This window comes from Rhodococcus sp. ACT016, from assembly GCF_050477185.1.
GTDB lineage: Bacteria > Actinomycetota > Actinomycetes > Mycobacteriales > Mycobacteriaceae > Prescottella.
Genome location: NZ_JBEAET010000001.1, coordinates 5811506 through 5829326, shown reverse-complemented (window position 1 = coordinate 5829326; position 17821 = coordinate 5811506). Strand labels below are relative to the sequence as shown.

21 protein-coding genes are annotated in these 17821 nt (G+C 68.2%); 7 read left to right on the top strand and 14 right to left on the bottom strand.

Annotation, left to right across the window (positions count from 1 at the left end):
* Positions 1-2: 2 nt before the first annotated feature.
* The gene (gene nth / locus ACQ5DX_RS26695) at positions 3-683 is read right to left on the bottom strand and encodes an endonuclease III (protein WP_430335811.1); all 681 of its coding nucleotides are present in this window, start codon (positions 681-683) and stop codon (positions 3-5) included.
* 175 nt (positions 684-858) lie between these two features.
* Here nth and ACQ5DX_RS26690 point away from each other — a divergent pair, with 175 nt between their 5' ends.
* The 4 genes from ACQ5DX_RS26690 to ACQ5DX_RS26675 all read left to right on the top strand — a co-directional run bounded on the left by ACQ5DX_RS26690 (position 859) and on the right by ACQ5DX_RS26675 (position 4097).
* Complete coding sequence (locus ACQ5DX_RS26690; RefSeq protein ID WP_430335469.1) at positions 859-1140, top strand: hypothetical protein; 282 nt, start codon at positions 859-861, stop codon at positions 1138-1140.
* Between the two features lie 222 nt (positions 1141-1362).
* Complete coding sequence (locus ACQ5DX_RS26685; protein WP_005515884.1) at positions 1363-2037, top strand: Crp/Fnr family transcriptional regulator; 675 nt, start codon at positions 1363-1365, stop codon at positions 2035-2037.
* 156 nt (positions 2038-2193) lie between these two features.
* Positions 2194-3051, top strand: a complete 858-nt coding sequence (locus ACQ5DX_RS26680) for an alpha/beta hydrolase (RefSeq protein WP_430335468.1) — start codon at positions 2194-2196, stop codon at positions 3049-3051.
* Between the two features lie 113 nt (positions 3052-3164).
* Positions 3165-4097 carry a LysR substrate-binding domain-containing protein gene (locus tag ACQ5DX_RS26675; RefSeq protein WP_430335467.1) on the top strand — a complete coding sequence of 311 codons (933 nt, stop codon included), beginning with the start codon at positions 3165-3167 and terminating at the stop codon, positions 4095-4097.
* A gap of 61 nt (positions 4098-4158) precedes the next feature.
* Here the strand turns inward: ACQ5DX_RS26675 and ACQ5DX_RS26670 are convergent, their stop codons facing one another.
* The 10 genes from ACQ5DX_RS26670 to ACQ5DX_RS26625 all read right to left on the bottom strand — a co-directional run bounded on the left by ACQ5DX_RS26670 (position 4159) and on the right by ACQ5DX_RS26625 (position 13569).
* Positions 4159-5505 (bottom strand): MFS transporter, encoded by a 1347-nt coding sequence (locus ACQ5DX_RS26670; protein WP_430335466.1) that lies wholly within the window; start codon positions 5503-5505, stop codon positions 4159-4161.
* Between the two features lie 166 nt (positions 5506-5671).
* Positions 5672-6676, bottom strand: coding sequence for an amidohydrolase family protein (locus ACQ5DX_RS26665; protein WP_430335465.1), 1005 nt, complete (start codon positions 6674-6676; stop codon positions 5672-5674).
* A 1-nt stretch (position 6677) separates the two neighbouring features.
* Positions 6678-7199 (bottom strand): 3-hydroxyanthranilate 3,4-dioxygenase, encoded by a 522-nt coding sequence (locus tag ACQ5DX_RS26660; protein ID WP_430335464.1) that lies wholly within the window; start codon positions 7197-7199, stop codon positions 6678-6680.
* Positions 7196-7654, bottom strand: coding sequence for a RidA family protein (locus ACQ5DX_RS26655; RefSeq protein ID WP_430335463.1), 459 nt, complete (start codon positions 7652-7654; stop codon positions 7196-7198). Before ACQ5DX_RS26655 ends, ACQ5DX_RS26660 begins: the two co-directional genes overlap by 4 nt.
* Positions 7651-8421, bottom strand: a complete 771-nt coding sequence (locus ACQ5DX_RS26650) for a 2-keto-4-pentenoate hydratase (RefSeq protein ID WP_430335462.1) — start codon at positions 8419-8421, stop codon at positions 7651-7653. Before ACQ5DX_RS26650 ends, ACQ5DX_RS26655 begins: the two co-directional genes overlap by 4 nt.
* Positions 8422-8455: 34 nt before the next feature.
* Positions 8456-9931, bottom strand: a complete 1476-nt coding sequence (locus ACQ5DX_RS26645) for a 2-hydroxymuconic semialdehyde dehydrogenase (RefSeq protein WP_430335461.1) — start codon at positions 9929-9931, stop codon at positions 8456-8458.
* Positions 9932-10028: 97 nt separating this feature from the next.
* Complete coding sequence (locus ACQ5DX_RS26640) at positions 10029-10754, bottom strand: alpha/beta fold hydrolase (protein ID WP_430335460.1); 726 nt, start codon at positions 10752-10754, stop codon at positions 10029-10031.
* A gap of 111 nt (positions 10755-10865) precedes the next feature.
* A complete protein-coding gene (locus ACQ5DX_RS26635) occupies positions 10866-11870 on the bottom strand; it encodes a sigma-70 family RNA polymerase sigma factor (RefSeq protein ID WP_430335459.1) in 1005 nt (334 codons plus the stop codon).
* 24 nt (positions 11871-11894) lie between these two features.
* Positions 11895-12680, bottom strand: coding sequence for an MBL fold metallo-hydrolase (locus ACQ5DX_RS26630; protein ID WP_430335458.1), 786 nt, complete (start codon positions 12678-12680; stop codon positions 11895-11897).
* Between the two features lie 124 nt (positions 12681-12804).
* Positions 12805-13569, bottom strand: coding sequence for an SDR family NAD(P)-dependent oxidoreductase (locus ACQ5DX_RS26625; RefSeq protein WP_430335457.1), 765 nt, complete (start codon positions 13567-13569; stop codon positions 12805-12807).
* 134 nt (positions 13570-13703) lie between these two features.
* On the opposite strand from ACQ5DX_RS26625, the gene ACQ5DX_RS26620 reads away from it, so the two are divergent.
* A complete protein-coding gene (locus ACQ5DX_RS26620; protein WP_430335456.1) occupies positions 13704-14354 on the top strand; it encodes a TetR family transcriptional regulator in 651 nt (216 codons plus the stop codon).
* A 46-nt stretch (positions 14355-14400) separates the two neighbouring features.
* Here ACQ5DX_RS26620 and ACQ5DX_RS26615 read toward each other — a convergent pair whose 3' ends face one another.
* Complete coding sequence (locus ACQ5DX_RS26615) at positions 14401-14871, bottom strand: RidA family protein (RefSeq protein ID WP_430335455.1); 471 nt, start codon at positions 14869-14871, stop codon at positions 14401-14403.
* 4 nt (positions 14872-14875) lie between these two features.
* A complete protein-coding gene (locus ACQ5DX_RS26610; RefSeq protein WP_005515911.1) occupies positions 14876-15040 on the bottom strand; it encodes a DUF4177 domain-containing protein in 165 nt (54 codons plus the stop codon).
* Between ACQ5DX_RS26610 and ACQ5DX_RS26605 the strand changes: the two genes are divergently transcribed.
* Both ACQ5DX_RS26605 and ACQ5DX_RS26600 read left to right on the top strand, forming a co-directional pair.
* On the top strand, positions 15039-16124 hold the full coding sequence (locus ACQ5DX_RS26605) for an ArsA-related P-loop ATPase (protein ID WP_430335454.1): 1086 nt from the start codon (positions 15039-15041) through the stop codon (positions 16122-16124). The two genes, ACQ5DX_RS26610 and ACQ5DX_RS26605, sit on opposite strands and share 2 nt — an antisense overlap.
* Complete coding sequence (locus tag ACQ5DX_RS26600) at positions 16121-17260, top strand: ArsA family ATPase (protein ID WP_430335453.1); 1140 nt, start codon at positions 16121-16123, stop codon at positions 17258-17260. The genes ACQ5DX_RS26605 and ACQ5DX_RS26600 overlap by 4 nt, the downstream gene beginning before the upstream one ends.
* A 116-nt stretch (positions 17261-17376) precedes the next feature.
* Here ACQ5DX_RS26600 and ACQ5DX_RS26595 read toward each other — a convergent pair whose 3' ends face one another.
* Positions 17377-17700: a WhiB family transcriptional regulator gene (locus tag ACQ5DX_RS26595; RefSeq protein WP_430335452.1), complete on the bottom strand. Its 324-nt coding sequence runs from the start codon at positions 17698-17700 to the stop codon at positions 17377-17379.
* Positions 17701-17821: the final 121 nt, after the last annotated feature.

Here is a 17821-nt window from a genome sequence, read left to right as displayed (position 1 = left end):
GCTCACATACCTGCCAGCTCGAGAAGATGGTCGGTCTCGGGTCCCTTGACCAACGCGGCCGCCGCGACCTTGTCGGTGGGCCCGGTGCCGTACGACGGGCAGTCCTTCGCCAGCACGCACACCCCGCACGCGGGCTTGCGTGCGTGGCAGACCCGACGACCGTGGAAGATCACGCGGTGCGACAGGTCGGTCCACTCCTTGCGCTCGATGAGCGCCCCGACGGCGTGCTCGACCTTGACCGGGTCGGTCTCCTCGGTCCACTTCCAGCGCCGGACGAGGCGACCGAAGTGCGTATCGACTGTGATTCCGGGCACGCCGAACGCGTTACCGAGGACGACGTTCGCCGTCTTGCGGCCGATGCCGGGAAGCGTCACGAGGTCTTTCAATTTGTTCGGAACTTCGCCGTCGTAGCGCTCCAGGAGCGACTGTCCGAGACCGATGATCGAATTCGCATTGTTGCGATAGAAACCGGTCGTCCGGATGTACTCCTCGAGCTCGGTCCGGTCGGCTTCGGCGTAGGCGCGGGCGTCGCGGTAGCGCTCGAACAACGCGGGAGTTACCTGGTTGACCCGCACATCCGTGCACTGGGCCGACAGGATCGTCGCCACGGTCAGCTCGAGCGGCGTGGTGAAGTCGAGCTCGCAGTAGACGTGCGGAAACGCCTCTTTCAAACGGCGGTTCATCCGCCGGGCCCGACGCACGAGGGCGAGTCGGGACTCGCCCGTGGCCGCGGGCACCGCGCCCGATTTCGGGTCGTCTTCTGAGGTCGCGTGCACCTCGACAACTCTACGTACTGGCGTGCCGATCGGATTCCGGACTGTGTCGCTTCTGAGACCTTCGCAGTGTTTACTTCCCGTTATGCAAGGTCTGGCTGTCGTGCTGTTTCCTGTGCTGCTCATGCTGTTCGCACTGGCCATGGAGCGGGTCGAGTTCCGGCTTCGGCGGTTGACGGTCCGCGAGCAGGAGGTCGCGGAGTTCCTCGACCAGGCGAGCCAGGACGAGGTTGCAACGCTCGCGTCCGAGGGCTTCCCACACGCGCTCGCCCGGTTCCATCGTCGCCGCAAGCGGGGCGGCCCGACTGATTCCGACGACGCCGACCGCGACACCACGACCGCGGAGAGTGCCCGTCGCGCGAGCTGATTGCACTGGTAGCGGGCCTGCGTTCCGGCCCCACGAGACTTCGTCCGCCCCGTTGGTGAGTAAACCCGGGAAGGATTCTTCGCAAAGTTGTAGAACTCTACGCGGTGTCCGTGACTCGTCACACAGCTATGCCAAGTAGACTTTGTTCGCGTACTCGTTGCATGAGACCCAGTCGACGTGCAGCAACTTGCATTGATGAACGTTTTTTCCAAAGGAGCGCACGTGGACGAGGTTCTGGCCAGAGCCGGCATCTTCCAAGGAGTCGAGCCCTCGGCGGTGGCTGCGCTGGTCAAGCAGCTTCAGCCCGTCGATTTCCCCCGCGGGCACGTCATCTTCAACGAGGGCGAGCCCGGTGACCGGCTGTACATCATCGTCTCCGGCAAGGTGAAGCTCGGCCGCCGTTCGCCGGACGGCCGCGAGAACCTGCTGACGATCATGGGTCCGTCCGACATGTTCGGCGAGCTGTCGATCTTCGATCCGGGTCCGCGCACGTCGACGGCCACCACGGTCACCGAGGTCCGCGCCGTCAGCATGGATCGCGACGCCCTCAAGTCGTGGATCGACCAGCGTCCGGAGATCGCCGAGCAGCTGCTGCGCGTCCTCGCGCGCCGCCTGCGTCGCACCAACAACAACCTTGCCGACCTGATCTTCACCGACGTCCCGGGTCGCGTCGCCAAGGCGCTGCTGCAGCTCGCACAGCGCTTCGGCACCCAGGAGGCCGGTTCGCTCCGCGTGACGCACGACCTCACGCAGGAAGAGATCGCCCAGCTCGTCGGCGCGTCCCGCGAGACCGTGAACAAGGCACTGGCCGACTTCGCACACCGCGGCTGGCTGCGCCTCGAGGGCAAGAGCGTCCTGATCTCCGACTCGGAGCGTCTGGCGCGTCGCGCTCGCTGATCGCACGAGCGACAGCATCGAACGGACCGAAGCGCCCGTCCCCACGCCGGGGACGGGCGCTTCGTCGTTCGATACACCGAGCCATAGCAGCACGGTCATATCTCGCCTCGGATTTCGCATTCGACAGGCATCGGATTCGCCCCAGAGGATGGAGGGATGACCGACCCGCAGATCGATGCGGACTACAACGTCCGCAACACCGTCTCCGCCGAACTGTTCGACTCCACGATCGAGGAGTACCGGCAGCTTTCGCGGAAGGTCGTGCGCGACCTCGACGGCTTCGCAGATCTGCGATACGACCCGCACAGCGGCGAACGCCTCGACGTGTGGGGCACGGGGAGCGGGCTACGCCCGGCATACGTCGCGATCCACGGCGGCTACTGGCGCGCACTGTCCCGACACCACACGGCCTTCATGGCGCGCATGCTCGACGCCGAAGGCATCGCCACCGTCTCGGTCGACTACGGGCTCGCACCGGACACGCCCCTCGAGGAGATCGTCCGGCAGGTGCGGGCCGCGGTCGCGTGGGTCTACCACCACGGGGCCGACCACGGATTGGACCCCGATCGCATCGTGGTCGGAGGCAGTTCGGCCGGCGGGCACCTGACGGCCACGACGATGGTGCCGGGCTGGCAGGATCCGCTGGGTCTACCGCCGGACGTCGTTCGGGCAGCGATGCCGATCAGCGGACTGTTCGACATCCGGCCGCTCGTGAACTCGTTCGCGAACGAGTGGCTCGGCCTCGACGTCTCGCGGGCCGGTGCACTGAGCCCGATGCTGCAGACCGACCAGGCGGGCCCTCGGGCGGTGATCGCGGTCGCCGAACACGACGGTGTCGGTTTCCTCGAGCAGAGCCGAAGCTTCCACCACGAGTGGAGCCGCCGGTCCGAGAGCGAACTGCTCGTGATTCCCAACCGCAACCACTACGACGTCTTCCTCGACCTCGCCGACCGCGACTCGGCGCTGAGTGCCGCGCTACTCGGGCTGTTCGCGGGCCTCGAGACCACGCTCTGATCTTCGCCGCAGGGCCCGGAGCGAAACCTGCCTCACCGCAGGAAGGTTGCGCCTTGCAACCACCAAATCGCTTACGGTATTCGCCGATTCGGCACGTCGATAGGATCCCCTCCATGGACATGCCCAAACTGCTCGACGGGCGCCTCAAGCTCCGCCATCTGCTCCTCGTCGACGCATTGACCAGCCAGGGAAGTGTCGTCGCGGCGGCCGCGGCACTCCACGTCACCCAACCGGTCGCGACGCGCAGCCTGCACGATCTCGAGTCGATTCTCGGTGTCTCGCTGTACGACCGGGGTCCACGCGGCATCACCCCCACGATCTTCGGTGAGGCGTTCACCGCGCACGCCCGCGCGGTCATCGCGCAACTCACCCAGGCCGGGCGGCACGTCGTCGAACTCGCCGACGCCGATCGCGGAACCGTGGTCGTGGGCACTCATCTCGCCGGCTCGAACGTCCTGCTGCCCGGCGCCATCGCGCGGTTGAAGTCCGAGCGCCCCCTGTTGACCGTGTCGGTCCGGGAGGGAACGCCGGAAATGCTGCTGACCGAACTACAATCCGGGCGAATCGATCTCATCGTGGGCCGACTCACCTCACCCACCGACGAGATGGCCGTGCGACGCACGCTCTACGCCGAATCGGTGGAACTCGTGACTCGTCTGGGACACCCGCTCGCGGGCCGGCCGAACCTGCAACTGAGCGATCTCGCCGGGTACCCGTGGATCCTGCCGGGTGTCGAGACCGCACTGCGCCGCGAGCTCGAGGAGTTCTTCGCCCGTAACGGCCTGCCCCTCCCGGAGAACCGGGTGGAGGCCACCTCGTTCCTGACGGTGCGACAGCTGCTGCTCGAGACCGACATGGTTGCGGCCCTCCCCAGCCTGATCCCCCGCGACGACGCCCGGCTCACCACGCTGCCGATCACGCTCGATCCGATCGGCCACAGCGTCGGGATCACCCTGTCGGCCGGGCGCACCCTGAGCCCGTCGGCCTCGGCGCTGGTGGACTTCCTGGCAGAGTTCGCCGCCGAGATCGCACCCGGCCGGTCCTGAACCGGAATGAACCGGAGCCGCCCACCGGAATGGTGGACGGCTCCGGTTCACCCGACGTGGTTCAGGCGCGGACGACCGCGGCCTCCTCGTCGTGCTGCAGTCCGCGCGACGAGTCCGGCACCATCCGGAACAGCGCGATGGCACCGAAGAGGCTGATCGTGCAGATGGTCGCGAGGTACCACGTGACACCGGTGGACGATCCCGTGGCGTCGAGCAGCGCGGTGGCGATCATCGGCGCGAGTCCACCGCCGAGGATGGCGCCGCTCTGCAGAATCAGCGACGATCCCGAGTACCGCACCTTCGCCGGGAACGTGTCGGCGATGATGCTGCCCTGCACGCAGTGGGTCACCGGGACGATGAGGCCCATTCCGAGGAAGGCGATCACCGCGACAACCGAGTTCTCGGTGTTGAGCAGCGGGAAGAACACCACGCACCACGCCAGGATCGCGGCCGAGCCGGCGATGAACATCGTGCGGCGGCCGTGCTTGTCGGCAACCTTGGTCCACACCGGAATCGACAGGAACCACAGCACCGCGGCCGCCGTCACGCTGAGAATCAGGAACTGCTTGTCGTAGCCGAGATGCTGCGTGCCGTACGACAGCGAGAACACCATGAAGGCGTATGCGACAGCAGAATTCGCGAGCACCGCCAGGAGCGTGAGCGCGAGCCGGGTGAAGCCGACGTCGAGCGCCTCGCGAAGCGGGAACTTCGACACCTCGTTCTTCTCGAGGATCCCGGTGAAGGACGGCGACTCGGTGACCCGCAGTCGGATGACCAGTCCGATGGCCACCAGCACGATGCTGAGCACGAACGGGATACGCCAGCCCCACGAGGTGAACGCGCTGTCGGACATCACCGAACTGGTCGTGAGGAAGATGCCGTTGGCGAGCACGAGCCCGGCCGGGGTGCCCATCTGCGGGAAGCCCGCGTAGAGGTTCTTCTTCCCGGCCGGGGCATGCTCCATCGACATCAGCGTCGCGCCGGCGCCCTCGCCGCCCAGCCCGATGCCCTGCACCACACGCATCGCGACCAAGAGGATCGGCGCCCAGACGCCGATCGCCTCGTAGTTCGGGATGAGACCGATCAGCGTCGATCCGATACCCATCATCAGCAGGGAGACCACCAGCGTCGCCTTGCGGCCGATCCGGTCGCCGAAGTGGCCGAACACCAGACCGCCGAGGGGGCGGGCGATGAACCCGACCGCGAACGTGCTGAACGCGGCGAGCGTTCCGGCGGTGGGGCTCAGACTGGGGAAGAACTGCTTGTTGAAGATCAGCGCAGCGGCGGTTCCGTAGAGGAAGAAGTCGTACCACTCGAGCGTGGTGCCGGCCAGTGTCGCCATGGCGACACGGCTGCGCGCGGCCGGGGCGGAGGCGGCGGCGCTACCTCGTGTCGTGCTGTCGGTCATCGCAGATACCTATCGGGTGTCGGGGGGAGGCGGTCGGATCGTCGAGATCCGTTCTTCACCAAGAGAATCCAGCGGCCTCATCGGCCTCGTGGGGAAGATTCTGCCGTCGTGAGACATGACTCACAAATGCCGAATCGGCCGCTGGGTATCTCAATTTGGCTATGCCTCAGGCAATATCGGAGATCCCGAGGAATCGCTCGGCGTTGCCGCGCTGGATCAACCGGCGCTCCGCCTCCTCCAGGAACCCGCTCTTGCGCACCACCTCACCCACCGGGCGCTCCCCGAGCGGGTACGGGTAGTCGCTGCCCACCATCACACGCTCGACACCGACGGTGTCGACCAGCAGGCGCAGAGCCCGATCGTCGAACACCACGGAGTCCACGTAGAACCGGCCGAGGTAGTGCGACGGCGGCATCTCGGACGTGCCGATGATGTCGTTGCGCCGGTGCCACGCGTTCTCCATCCTGCCGAGCCAGAACGCGAACGATCCACCGCCGTGGGCGAATCCGATCTTCAGGCGCTCGTCGATGCGGTCGAAGACGCCGCCGAGGATCAGCGCGAGGATCGACAGGTGCGTCTCGGCGGGCATCGCGGTGAGCCACTGCGCCATCCACCGGTCCAGTCGCGGCGACGAATCCATGTCCCACGGATGCACGAACACCGGGACGTCGAGCGATGCGCAGTGCTGCAGGAACGTCACCACGCCCTCGCTGTCGAGGTCGCGGTCGCCGACGTGGTTGCCGATCTCGACGCCGCGGTGCCCGTTGGCGACACAGCGCTCCACCTCGCGGCAGGCCGCGTCGGCGTCCTGCAACGGGACCTGGCAGAACGGGATCAGCCGGTCGGGTGCCGGCGCGACGATCTCGAGCGCGAGATCGTTGAAGATGCGCGAGATCCGCTCGGCCTGCTCACCGGACCGCCCGTAGTTGAAGAACGCCGGTGTGGGCGAGACCACCTGGGTCCGGACGCCGTCGGCGTCCATGTCCCGCAGCCGCGTCTCCGCATCCCAGGCGTCGGACTGGATCCGACGGAACTCCTTGGAGCCCATCATGATGACGGCCTCGGACTCGCTCTCGACCCGCAGCCACGGGGCGTTCGGGCCCGCGTCGCCGGTCAGGTCCGGCCACCCCTTGGGGACGTAGTGGGTGTGGACGTCGATGATGCCGCTCACGTCAGCCCTTTCCGGGGTGCAGGGCACCGCAGTTGCTGCACGTGCGCGCCTGCTCGTCCTCGTAGAACTGCACGAACACCGGCGGCAGATCGGCGACGATGTCGCGCACCTGGAGTTCGATCTCGTGGATCAGGTGGTTGCACTCGAGGCAGTACCACTGGAACGTCTCGAGGGTGCCCTCCCGGCGCACACGCTCGATGACCAGACCGATGGAACCGGCGGTCGGGCGTTGCGGCGAGTGCGGGAGATTGCCGGGGAGCAGCCAGGTCTCGCCCTCGCGGATGTGAACCCGCTGCGGTCCGTCCTCGGTCATGACATCGACGTGGATGTCGCCCTCGATCTGATAGAACCACTCCTCGTACGGGTCGAGGTGGTAGTCGGTGCGCTCGTTGGGGCCGCCGACGACCTGCACGATGAAGTCGTCGCCGAGCGCCATGGTCTGGTTGTTGACCGGCGGCGCGAGCAGGTGCCTGTTCTCGGCGATCCACTTCTGGAAGTCGATGACGGGCGGGATGACGGTCATGAGCGGTCCTCCGTGTCGGGGGCGTTGATGCGGCGATGAGCGGGCAGGTAGGCGACGCCCTGGATCTCGATGAGCAGGTGCGGATGCGGAAGCTGGTGCACCGCAACGGTGGTACGGGTAGGTCCGGATTCGTCGAACATCTCGGCGTACACCTCGTTGTATCCACCGAAGTCGTTCATCGACACCAGGTACGACGTCACCTGCACGAGGTCGTCGAGGCCGGCGCCGACCTCCGCGAGGATCGATCGGATGTTCTCGATCACCGCGCGGGTCTGGGCGCGGATGTCGAGGTTCGAGGTCCCCATCTCGTCGACCTCGACGCCGACGAACGTGTTGTCCGGGCGACGGGAGCTGGTACCGGAGACGTACACGAAGTCGCCCGCCACCTTCACGTGCGGGAAGCGTCCGCGCGGCGTGGCCAGACGCTCGATGACCTTGGCGGCGTTGTCGCTCATGCGATTCCCTTCACTGTCACGATGCCCAATCCGGCGATCTCGCAGCGGGCGACGGCCTCGGTCAACGGCGCTGCGGCGGTCGCCGCGCCCGCGAGCACGACGTCCCCGGCGCGCAGCGGAATCCGGCGGCGCCGGCACATGTCGAGCAGCGCGTGCAGCGCGTTGACCGGGTCGTCGAGGATCGCCGCGGTCGATCCGGTGACCGTGTCGTCGCCGACCGTCATCCGTACCGCGCGGTCGGCGACGTCCTGCACGTCGGACCACGCCCCGATCACGTACGCTGCCGCCGACGTGTTGTCCGCGACGACATCGGTGTACGTGAAACGGAAGTCGCGGTAGCGGGAGTCGATGATCTCCATGGCCGGTGCGACGGCGTCGACGCAGGAGACGATGTCCACCGTCGGGTCGTCGAGGTCGACATCGCGGCAGAGCCGGTAGGCAACCTCGGGTTCGATCTTCGGGTGGATGAAGCGGCGCAGTGCCACTTCCCCGGCGTCCGCGACGCGCATCGCGTCGGTGAGGCGTCCGACGATCACGTCGGAGACCCCCATCTGCGCCATCTTGGCCTTGCTGGTGAATCCGAGTTTCACACCGACGAGCTGCTCGCCGCGACCGAGGCGCTGCGCGACGACGGCCTCCTGGATGCGGTACGCGTCGTCGATGTCGACGTCGGTGTCGTCCGCGAGGCTCGTCGTGTCGTGGATCCCGGTCTGCGCCTCGTCCAGGCGTTCGGCCAGCGCCGCGATTTCCTTGCTGCTCAGTGACATCAGTACCCGCTTCCCACGATCATGTTCTTGTCGATCACAGCGCCACGCACACGTTCGTGGGCTCGGTGTAGAAGTGCAGCGACGACTCGCCGCCCTCGCGTCCGATTCCGGAGAGCCCGACCCCGCCGAACGGCGATCGCAGCTCACGCGTGAACCACGTGTTGACCCAAGAGATTCCGACGTTCATTTTCTGCGCCACGCGATGGCCGCGACGGAGGTCGTTGGTCCACACCGCCGCGGCGAGACCATACTTGGTGTCGTTCGCCAGCGCGATGGCCTCCTCCTCGGTGTCGAACGGCACCAGCGCGGCGACCGGACCGAAGATCTCCTCCCGGAGTACCGGGTCCTCGTTGGTCAGCCCCGTCCACAGCGTCGGCTGGATCCAGGACCCGTACGCGAACTTCTCACCGAGATCGGGGATTCCGCCGCCGGTGAGGACCTTCGCGCCGGACTGCTCCGCCATCCGGAAGAAGCTGAGCACCTTCTCGCGGTGCGCCTGCGAGATCAGCGGACCGGTGGTGGTCGAACCGTCGGTGGGGTCACCCAGACGCAACTGCTCGGCACGCTCGGCCAGACCGGTCGCGACGTCGTCGAAGATCGAGCGGTGCACGTACACCCGCTCGGTGCACAGGCACACCTGCCCGGTGTTGGTGAACACCGACTTGGTGAGTCCGGTGAGCGCCTCGTCGAGGTCGACGTCGTCGAACACGATCGCCGCGTTCTTGCCGCCCAGCTCGAAGGACACCGGACGCACCCGGGGCGCAACGGTTTTCATCACGTGCGATCCGGTCGCGGACGAGCCCGTGAAGGTGACGCCGTCGATGCCCGGGTGGGTGGTCAGGTACTCGCCGGCGGAATTGCCGCCGAAGCCGTGCACGACGTTGTAGACACCCGCCGGCAGACCGACCTCCGCGAGCACCTCCGCGAGCAGGGTCGCCGTCGCAGGGGTCTCCTCGCTGGGCTTGACGACCACTGCATTGCCGCACGCCAGCGCGGGTGCGACCTTCCACGTGAGCAGCAGCAGCGGCAGGTTCCACGGCACGATGACCGCGACCACGCCGAGCGGTTTGCGCACCGCGTAGTTCAGCGCCTGCCGGCCGCCGGGCAGGTCGGTCATGAACGATTCCTGACCGGCCGCGGACACGATGTCGGCGAAGGTCCGGAAGTTCGTGAGCGCGCGGGCGACGTCGAGCTCGCGCGCCTGGGTGATCGGTTTGCCGGTGTCCGCCATCTCGGCCGCGACGAACTCCTCGAAGCGTTCCTCGATCCGGTCCGCGGCGCGGCGCAGGAGCGCGGCACGGTCCCGGACCGGGGTGTCGGCCCAGCCGCCGTCGAGCGCACGACGCGCCGAGGTCACTGCGCGGTCGACCAGAGCCTGGTCGGCCTCGTGCACCTGCGCGAGCACGCGACCGGTCGCCGGATCGATCCGGTCGAAGCCGCGCTGGGGATCGGGATCGACGAATTCGCCGTCGACGAAGTTACGGATCCAGCCGTCGAGGGATGAAGTCATGGATCAATGGTCGAGCCCCGATCCATACCGAACAAATACCAAAACAGCTTCCTCCCATGCCCTGTTCGACATACGTGCCGATCGTCGCCGCGATCGGTCATTGCGGGTGGCTGGTTCCGTCGGCGCTGAGCGCACTGCGGTAGGTCTCGAGCCGTTCGACGACGCATTCGGGGTGGCCGAGCATCGGCAGGTGGTCGCCGGGCATGGTGTCGGCCGCGATACCGAGCCGGTCCGCCGTCACCGTCTCGAGGAATTCGGCGGGGAGGAAGCGGTCACCTCGGCTGAGGAGGACACGGGTGGGAGTGTGTGGCCAGTGGTCCATGGGCCACGGCTCGGTGAACGGGGTGACGCTTTGCGGGATGGCGCGTCGCATGGCTTCGGCGGCGAGCGCTGGGGGTGTGTCGTGGGCCCAGAACTCGACCTCGTCGGCTGCCGTGCCGTGCAGCTCGTCGTCGCGTCGACGCGCCTCCTCGTGGCCGGTCGCGCTCCACCACTGGCCGGGGGCTTCGCCGGGTCGGGGAATCATGGCGTGCAGCAGGACGAGCAGGTCGGCCCCGAGACTTTCGGCAGCGATCGGTCCGACGAAGCCGCCGAAGGAGTGCGCGACCACAATCACGTGCTCTCGGCTGCCGACGGCCCGCCGCACGGTGTCGACGTACTCGGTCAGACCGGCGGTGTCGTCGGAGACGGGCAGGTCGGGTGTGATCACGGTGTGCCCGGCCGCTTCGAGCAGCGGGCGGACGCGGTGCCAGCACCAGGAGTCGGCCCCCGCGCCGTGGATCAGGACGTACGTTGCGGGCTGGGTGACGCGGGTGTCGGTCATGCGGCGATCCTCGATCCCCATCGGTACTCCCTCATTGTCGTCGACCTCGCGTATCGAGGTCGTCCACAGTCGAGACGGTGAGGAGGCCGAAAAGGAATCGCTGCCCGGCGGCTAGGACAGTGTCATCGGCAGATCGAACGCCTTGAACAGGTGCGGCTCGAAGGCGGTGATCTCGGCGATCTTCCCGCCCTCGACCCTCAACACGTTGAGCACCTGAGCCTGATACTCGGCCGCTCCCGGCGGCCGGACGTACCCCGCTACCGCGGGCTGCCGGTTCGCTCGGGTGGGCACACTCCGCCACCGCGCCCGATACAGCGGCGAGTCCGGCCCGAAGGCGTGCTCGGCGAAGCCCGTGACTGCCTCGCGACCGCAGGACCAGAAGGGAAGCGGAGGCATCGTCAACCGCACGTCCTCACGGAGCAACTGGGCGAACGCCGCCGCGTCGGACCTCTCGTGGGCGTCCATGAAGCGCTGCAGCAGTGCCCGCTCCTGCGCCGTCGCAGGCGTCGACGGCGCCCACTCCTCGCGACGTCGTGGAAGGTGCTCCCTCAAGGTCGGGCGTGCCCGCTGCAGGGCGCTCTTCACCGCGGCGATGGTCAACCCCAGCGCCGCGGCAGTTTCGGCGGCCGACCAGCCGAGCACGTCTCGGAGGATCAGCACCGCCCGTTGCCGGGGAGGCAGGTGCTGGACTGCGACCAGAAACGCCAGTTCGATGGTCTCCTTGCCGACCGCGGCGGCGTCCGGCTCCATCGGCTCCAGCAACCGGTCCGGGTAGGGCTGCAACCACCGGATCGCATCCGGGGGCGGCCCGTTCGGATCGCTTGCCCGCGCCACCTCCCGCGGGGACGGTTGGCGCGGGTGCCGGTCGAGAAAGTCGAGGCAGGCATTGGTCGCGATCCGGTAGAGCCACGCACGGAAGGTGGAACGACCCTGAAAGCTCTCCCGTTTGCGCCAGGCCCGCAGGAAGGTCTCCTGCACCAGATCCTCGGACTCCTCGAACGAGCCGACAATCCGGTAGCAGTGCACCTGCAGCTCGCGCCGATACTGCTCGACGAGCTCGCCAAACGCCGTCTCCTCACCATCCCGGGCCGCCGTCTCCCGGCGCTCCTGCGTCATCGGATGGGTTCGGTGGTCGGGGGCTCAGCCCCGCAGATACTCGAGCTGCACCCGCACGGACTGCTCGGCGGCGGGCCACAGCGTCTCGTCGACGTCGGTGTAGACGTGCTCGACCACCGCACGCACGTTGGCGTCGTCACCGAGGACGTCGAGGGCGCCCCGGACCTGCGCCAGGCGCTCCTCGCGGTGCGCCAGGTAGTACTTCGCAACCGCCTGGAGGTCGGGCAGGTGCGGCCCGTGCCCCGGTAGCACGGTGCGGCCGGGGCCCAGGCCGATGAGGATCTCGAGCGAGGAGAGGTAGTCGCGCAGATTGCCGTCCGACGCGTCGAGGACGGTGGTGCCGCGGCCGAGGATGGTGTCGGCGGTGAGCACCGACCCCTCCCCCTCGATCACGAACGACACCGAGTCGGCGGTGTGCCCGGGCGTGCGCAGCACCCGGAGGGTCAGGCCGGCGGCCTCGACGATCTCGTCGTGCTCGAGGCCTCCGCCACCGCCGCGGCGGAACTCCTCACGGACCGCGCGCACCGGGGCACCGGTCAGTTCGAAGAACCGGTCGATGCCGCCGGTGTGGTCGTGGTGACGGTGCGAGATCAGCGTCAGCACCACGGTGCCGACGCCCGCGACCCGTGCCAGATGCTCGGGGTCGTCGTCGCCCGGATCGACGACGACGCACTCGTCACTGCCGGGCGCCCGCAGGATCCAGGTGTTCGTGCCCTCCAGCGAGTACATGCTCGGGTTGTTCTCGAGCATGACCGCCGCGACGGGCGTGACCTGGCGCAACTGGGCGTACGCGGGGTGCTGAAGCGTCATCGACGCACCTTCCTGACGGGCAGACAGCGTGTTCGGTGGAATCCGGAACCGAGACCGGTCTCACTGTACGACTCCACCGAACGCGCGTCCGATCAGCCCGACACCTGGTGCGGCGCAAGCGCACTCACATGTGGGTGCCGCCGTCGATGCGGATCTCGGTGCCGGTGACGAACTTGCCGTCGTCGGAGGCGAGCATCGCGATCACACCGGCCACATCCTCCGGCGGCGCGAAGCCGTCGCCGATCCACGGGTAGAGCTTGCCGATCAGGCTCGGATCGACGTCCTCCGGGAAGCCCGGAGCGCTGGTCATGCCGGACGCGATGCTGCCGGGTTCGACGGCGACGGCGCGCAGGCCCTGCTTGGCGTACTCGAGCGCGATCGCGTGGGTGAACGAGCGGATGCCGCCCTTGGTGGCGGCGTACGCGGCCATGTAGGGGTGCGCGAAGTGCGCGGAGGTGGAGCTGAAGTTCACCACGACACCCTTGCCCGACTCGAGCAGCGCGGGCAGCGCCTCGCGGGTGACCAGGAACGTGCCGGTCAGGTTGACCCCGACCACGGTGTTCCAGAACTCCAGGGTGGTCTTGTCGGTGTGCGAGGACCGCAGGATGCCCGCGGCGTTGATCAGCACGTCGAGGCCGCCGAGGTTCTTGATCGCGCCACCGATCGAGTCGCGCACCGAGTCCTCGTTGGAGATGTCCACGACCGCGGTGCTCAGTCGGTCGGCGGTGCCGGCCGCCGCGGCCCGCTCACGCGTCGTCTCCAGCCCGGCCTCGGACACGTCGGCGCCGACGACGATGCCGCCCTCCTCGAGGATGCGGGCGACCGTGGCCTGCCCGATACCGGATCCGGCGCCGGTGATGAGTACTCGACGGCCTTCGAATCGCTTCATGATCTCTCCTGGGTGATCTAGAGTCGTGTTGTGGACCTATTGGCACAGTAGGCCGATATGGCACGTTGTGTCACGCATTTCTTCGGAACAGGACCGGTAGTCTGCGATCCGACATAAGCGGAGGAGCCCAGAACATGCCCGGCGTGCAGCCTGTGACGTCGCTGACCGAGCGACGGAAGGCGCAGACCCAACTCGAGATCTCCCGCCGCGCGGCCGAACTGTTCTCGGCGCGGGGCGCGTCGTCGGTGACGGCCGAGCAGATCGCGGCCGCGGCCGGGATCGGCCTGCGCACGTTCTACCGCTACTTCCGCACCAAGGAGGACTCCGTCGCGCCGCTGCTCGCGGGCGGGGTGACGGGATGGATCGCCCACCTCGGAGACCCGGCGGCGCCGGCCGACGAAACCGTCGGGCAGGCCCTCGAACGGGCAACGCGGCAGGCGCTGACGCCGTCGGAGTACCCCACCGAGGAGATGCTGGAGTGGACGCGGGGGCTGCTCCGGACCGTCCACGACGAACCGGATCTGCGGGCGGTATGGCTTCGTGTGCAACATGATTCGGAGGAGGCCCTGGTCGAGGCGCTGACCCCGCTGATGGGCCCCGACGCCGATCCGCTGACCGTCCGGCTCGTGGCGGCCGCCGCGAACGCGGCGATGCGCATCGCGGTCGAGACGTGGGCGGCGAGCGACGCCCCCGTCACCGGCCCGGAGGGTCCCGCGGAACTCGCGGTGGGCTGCATGCGTCGGCTCGTCGACCAGGCCAACGCACGGAACCTCGAAAACGACTGAGCCGCATCCCCTTCCGGGAATGCGGCTCAGCGACTGTGGAATTCGTTCAGCGCACCTCGGCGATGAGCTCGACCTCGACGGGCGACCCGAGCGGCAGCTCGGCGACGCCGACGGCCGAGCGGGCGTGGATGCCGGCGTCGCCGAACACCTCACCGAGGAACTCGGACGCGCCGTTGATCACGCCGGGCTGGCCGGTGAAGCCCTCAGCCGAGGCCACGAAGCCCACGACCTTGACGATGCGCACGATCGAATCGAGGCCGACCAGGGCGTCCACCGCGGCGAGCGCGTTCAGCGCGCACTGGCGGGCGGCCGCCTTGGCGTCGGCCTCGGACACGTCGGACCCGACCTTGCCCACGAGCGGGAGCTTGCCGTCGACGAACGGCAGCTGACCCGAGGTGTGGACATGGTTTCCGGTGCGGACGGCCGGCACGTACGCCGCGACGGGCGCAGCCACCGGCGGCAGTTCGATGCCGAGTTCGGCCAGGCGCGCGGTCCAGGACTGTGCGGTGTCTGCCACGGTCTCAGCCCTTCGGACGCTTGAGGTAGGCCACGTGCTGCTCGCCCGTCGGACCGGGAAGCACGGTCACCAGTTCCCAACCGTCCCCACCCCACTGGTCGAGGATCGCCTTGGTCGCGTGCGTGAGCAGCGGCACAGTGGCGTACTCCCAGGTAGTCAATTCACTCATGCCGCTGAGCCTATCCCCCGCACGTGCGCGCTCCTCGACTTATAGGCTCGTGCCCGTGGCAGCACCGACAGACACGCGGCCGGACTCCGGCGACCCGGGATGGCCTCCCATCGCCGACGCGGCACGACTGCACTTCGTCTCCGGCAAGGGCGGGACGGGAAAGTCCACCGTGGCCGCCGCGCTGGCGCTCGCGCTCGCGTCCGGCGGACGGCGCGTGCTGCTGATCGAGGTGGAGGGCCGGCAGGGCATCGCGCAGCTGTTCGACGTGCCGCCGCTCCCACCGCAGGAGACCAAGATCGCCACCGCCGAGGGCGGCGGTGAGGTGGTCGCGCTCGCGGTCGACCTCGAAACCGCATTCCTCGAGTACCTCGACATGTTCTACAACCTCGGCTTCGCCGGCCGCGCGATGAAGAAGATCGGCGCCGTCGAGTTCGCGACGACGCTGGCACCCGGCCTGCGCGACGTCCTGCTCACCGGCAAGATCAAGGAGTGCGCGGTGCGCACCGACAAGTCCGGTCGCCGCGTGTACGACGCCGTCGTGGTGGATGCACCCCCGACGGGTCGGATCGGCAAGTTCCTCGACGTGACCCGCGCGATGTCGGAGCTCGCGAAGGGCGGCCCGATCCACTCGCAGAGCCAGGGCGTGGTGCGCCTGCTGCATTCGACCGAGACCGTCGTCCATCTCGTGACACTGCTCGAGGCCCTGCCGGTGCAGGAGACCACCGACGCCGTCGCCGAGCTCGAGGCCGCCGGCCTGCACCTGGGAACGGTGATCGTCAACCGCACCAACACCGCCTTCCTGGACCAGGCTGCGCTCGCCGACGCCGCGAAGGGCCGGATCGACGCGGAGGCGATCCACAAGGGCCTCGCCACGGCCGGGATCACGCTCTCGGACGACGACTTCGCCGGTCTGCTGACCGAGGCGATCGAGCATGCGGCCACCCTGGCCGCTCAGGACGAGAGCGCCGCACAGCTCGACGACGTGAAGGTGGCCCGCATGCATCTGCCCGCGCTGGTGGACGGCGTCGACCTCGGTGGGCTCTACGAGCTCGCCGAGCGCCTGACCGAGCAGGGTGTGCGATGAACCCGCCGCGCACCGCCCCGGCGCTCGACCTCGGCGGCGTCCTCGCCGACCCGAAGACCCGCATCGTCGTGTGTTGCGGCGCGGGCGGCGTCGGCAAGACGACCACCGCGGCGTCGATGGCTCTGCGTGCCGCCGAGCAGGGTCGACGCGTCGCGGTCCTGACGATCGATCCGGCCCGCCGGCTGGCGCAGGCACTCGGGGTGCAGGACCTCGACAACGAGCCGCAGCTGGTAGAGCTGGCACCCGGTTCGACCGGTGAGCTGCACGCGATGATGCTGAACATGCGCCGCACGTTCGACGAGATGGTGCTCGAGCACTCGGCGCCGGACAAGGCGGCACAGATCCTGTCCAACCCCTTCTATCAAACGGTCGCCACGTCGTTCTCCGGCACGCAGGAGTACATGGCGATGGAGAAGCTGGGGCAGCTCGCGGCCGACGACCGGTGGGACCTGGTGGTCGTCGACACCCCGCCGTCGCGCAACGCACTCGACTTCCTCGACGCGCCGCAGCGCCTGGGCGCCTTCCTCGACGGCCGGATGATCCGGCTGCTGACCGCGCCCGGGCGCGGCATCGGCCGGCTGGTGACGGGCGCGATGGGACTGGCGCTGAAGGGCGTCTCGACGGTGGTGGGCAGTCAGATGCTGTCCGACGCGTCGGCGTTCGTGCAGTCACTGGACTCGATGTTCGGCGGCTTCCGGGAACGCGCGACCCGCACATACGAGCTGCTGCGGCAGGAGGGCACGCAGTTCGTGGTGATCGCGGCCGCCGAGCCCGACGCGCTGCGCGAGGCAGCGTTCTTCGTGGACCGGCTGTCCGGCGATCGGATGCCGCTGGCGGGTCTGGTGCTCAACCGGACCCACCCGACGCTGTGCTCGCTGTCCGCCGATCACGCCCTCACGGGCGCGGATCTGCTGGACGAGAGCGAGCCGGCCGACGCGGCGAACGAGCTGACCTCGGCAGTCCTGCGGGTGCATGCGCATCGGGCCGTGACCGCGAAGCGCGAGGTGCGGCTGCTCAGCCGGTTCACGGCGTCGCACCAGCACGTACCGATCATCGGGGTGCCGTCACTGCCGTTCGAGGTCTCCGACCTCGAGGCGCTGCGCGCCGTGGCCGATCAGCTCACCCGTCAGGGCTGACGCCCCGCCCCCACACGCGAACGCAGCGGCGACCGGGCGCCGCTGCGTCCACGACGTTGTCGTTCCGATCGGACCTACTCCCCGACGAGGGCCGACTCGGATGTGGTCGAAAGTGATCAGACTGCGGACTGGTGCTGGCGCTGAGCCTCGAAGAAGTCGGCCCAGGACTCGACCTCGGGGTGCTGCTTGAGCAGCGCCCGGCGCTGACGTTCGGTCATGCCTCCCCAGACACCGAACTCGACCCGGTTGTCGAGCGCGTCGGCACCGCACTGCATGAGCACCGGGCAGTGCCTGCAGATGGTTGCCGCCTTGCGCTGAGCTGCGCCACGTACGAAAAGTTGATCGGGGTCGATTTCACGGCATCGTGCCTGCGCGACCCACTGAATACGAGCTTCTGCCTGCTCGTAGTCGAGTCTCGAGGCGGGGCTGGTCATGTGCATTCGGTTCCCCTTCAGTCCGAACGCCGTTCCCCACGGCGCTCAGGATGTACACGCAGACCTCCGCTATCACGTGAGGACTGCACCACATTCCTAATCCAGTGTTAGCTGTATCACACTGACT

Coding starts and splice junctions, on each gene's coding strand:
- nth (WP_430335811.1), bottom strand. CDS start 683: ATGAACCGCCGTTTGAAAGAGGCGTTTCCGCACGTCTACTGCGAGCTC.
- ACQ5DX_RS26690 (WP_430335469.1), top strand. CDS start 859: ATGCAAGGTCTGGCTGTCGTGCTGTTTCCTGTGCTGCTCATGCTGTTC.
- ACQ5DX_RS26680 (WP_430335468.1), top strand. CDS start 2,194: ATGACCGACCCGCAGATCGATGCGGACTACAACGTCCGCAACACCGTC.
- ACQ5DX_RS26675 (WP_430335467.1), top strand. CDS start 3,165: ATGGACATGCCCAAACTGCTCGACGGGCGCCTCAAGCTCCGCCATCTG.
- ACQ5DX_RS26670 (WP_430335466.1), bottom strand. CDS start 5,505: ATGACCGACAGCACGACACGAGGTAGCGCCGCCGCCTCCGCCCCGGCC.
- ACQ5DX_RS26660 (WP_430335464.1), bottom strand. CDS start 7,199: ATGACCGTCATCCCGCCCGTCATCGACTTCCAGAAGTGGATCGCCGAG.
- ACQ5DX_RS26655 (WP_430335463.1), bottom strand. CDS start 7,654: ATGAGCGACAACGCCGCCAAGGTCATCGAGCGTCTGGCCACGCCGCGC.
- ACQ5DX_RS26650 (WP_430335462.1), bottom strand. CDS start 8,421: ATGTCACTGAGCAGCAAGGAAATCGCGGCGCTGGCCGAACGCCTGGAC.
- ACQ5DX_RS26645 (WP_430335461.1), bottom strand. CDS start 9,931: ATGACTTCATCCCTCGACGGCTGGATCCGTAACTTCGTCGACGGCGAA.
- ACQ5DX_RS26640 (WP_430335460.1), bottom strand. CDS start 10,754: ATGACCGACACCCGCGTCACCCAGCCCGCAACGTACGTCCTGATCCAC.
- ACQ5DX_RS26635 (WP_430335459.1), bottom strand. CDS start 11,870: ATGACGCAGGAGCGCCGGGAGACGGCGGCCCGGGATGGTGAGGAGACG.
- ACQ5DX_RS26630 (WP_430335458.1), bottom strand. CDS start 12,680: ATGACGCTTCAGCACCCCGCGTACGCCCAGTTGCGCCAGGTCACGCCC.
- ACQ5DX_RS26625 (WP_430335457.1), bottom strand. CDS start 13,569: ATGAAGCGATTCGAAGGCCGTCGAGTACTCATCACCGGCGCCGGATCC.
- ACQ5DX_RS26620 (WP_430335456.1), top strand. CDS start 13,704: ATGCCCGGCGTGCAGCCTGTGACGTCGCTGACCGAGCGACGGAAGGCG.
- ACQ5DX_RS26605 (WP_430335454.1), top strand. CDS start 15,039: ATGCCGCTGAGCCTATCCCCCGCACGTGCGCGCTCCTCGACTTATAGG.
- ACQ5DX_RS26610 (WP_005515911.1), bottom strand. CDS start 15,040: ATGAGTGAATTGACTACCTGGGAGTACGCCACTGTGCCGCTGCTCACG.
- ACQ5DX_RS26600 (WP_430335453.1), top strand. CDS start 16,121: ATGAACCCGCCGCGCACCGCCCCGGCGCTCGACCTCGGCGGCGTCCTC.
- ACQ5DX_RS26595 (WP_430335452.1), bottom strand. CDS start 17,700: ATGCACATGACCAGCCCCGCCTCGAGACTCGACTACGAGCAGGCAGAA.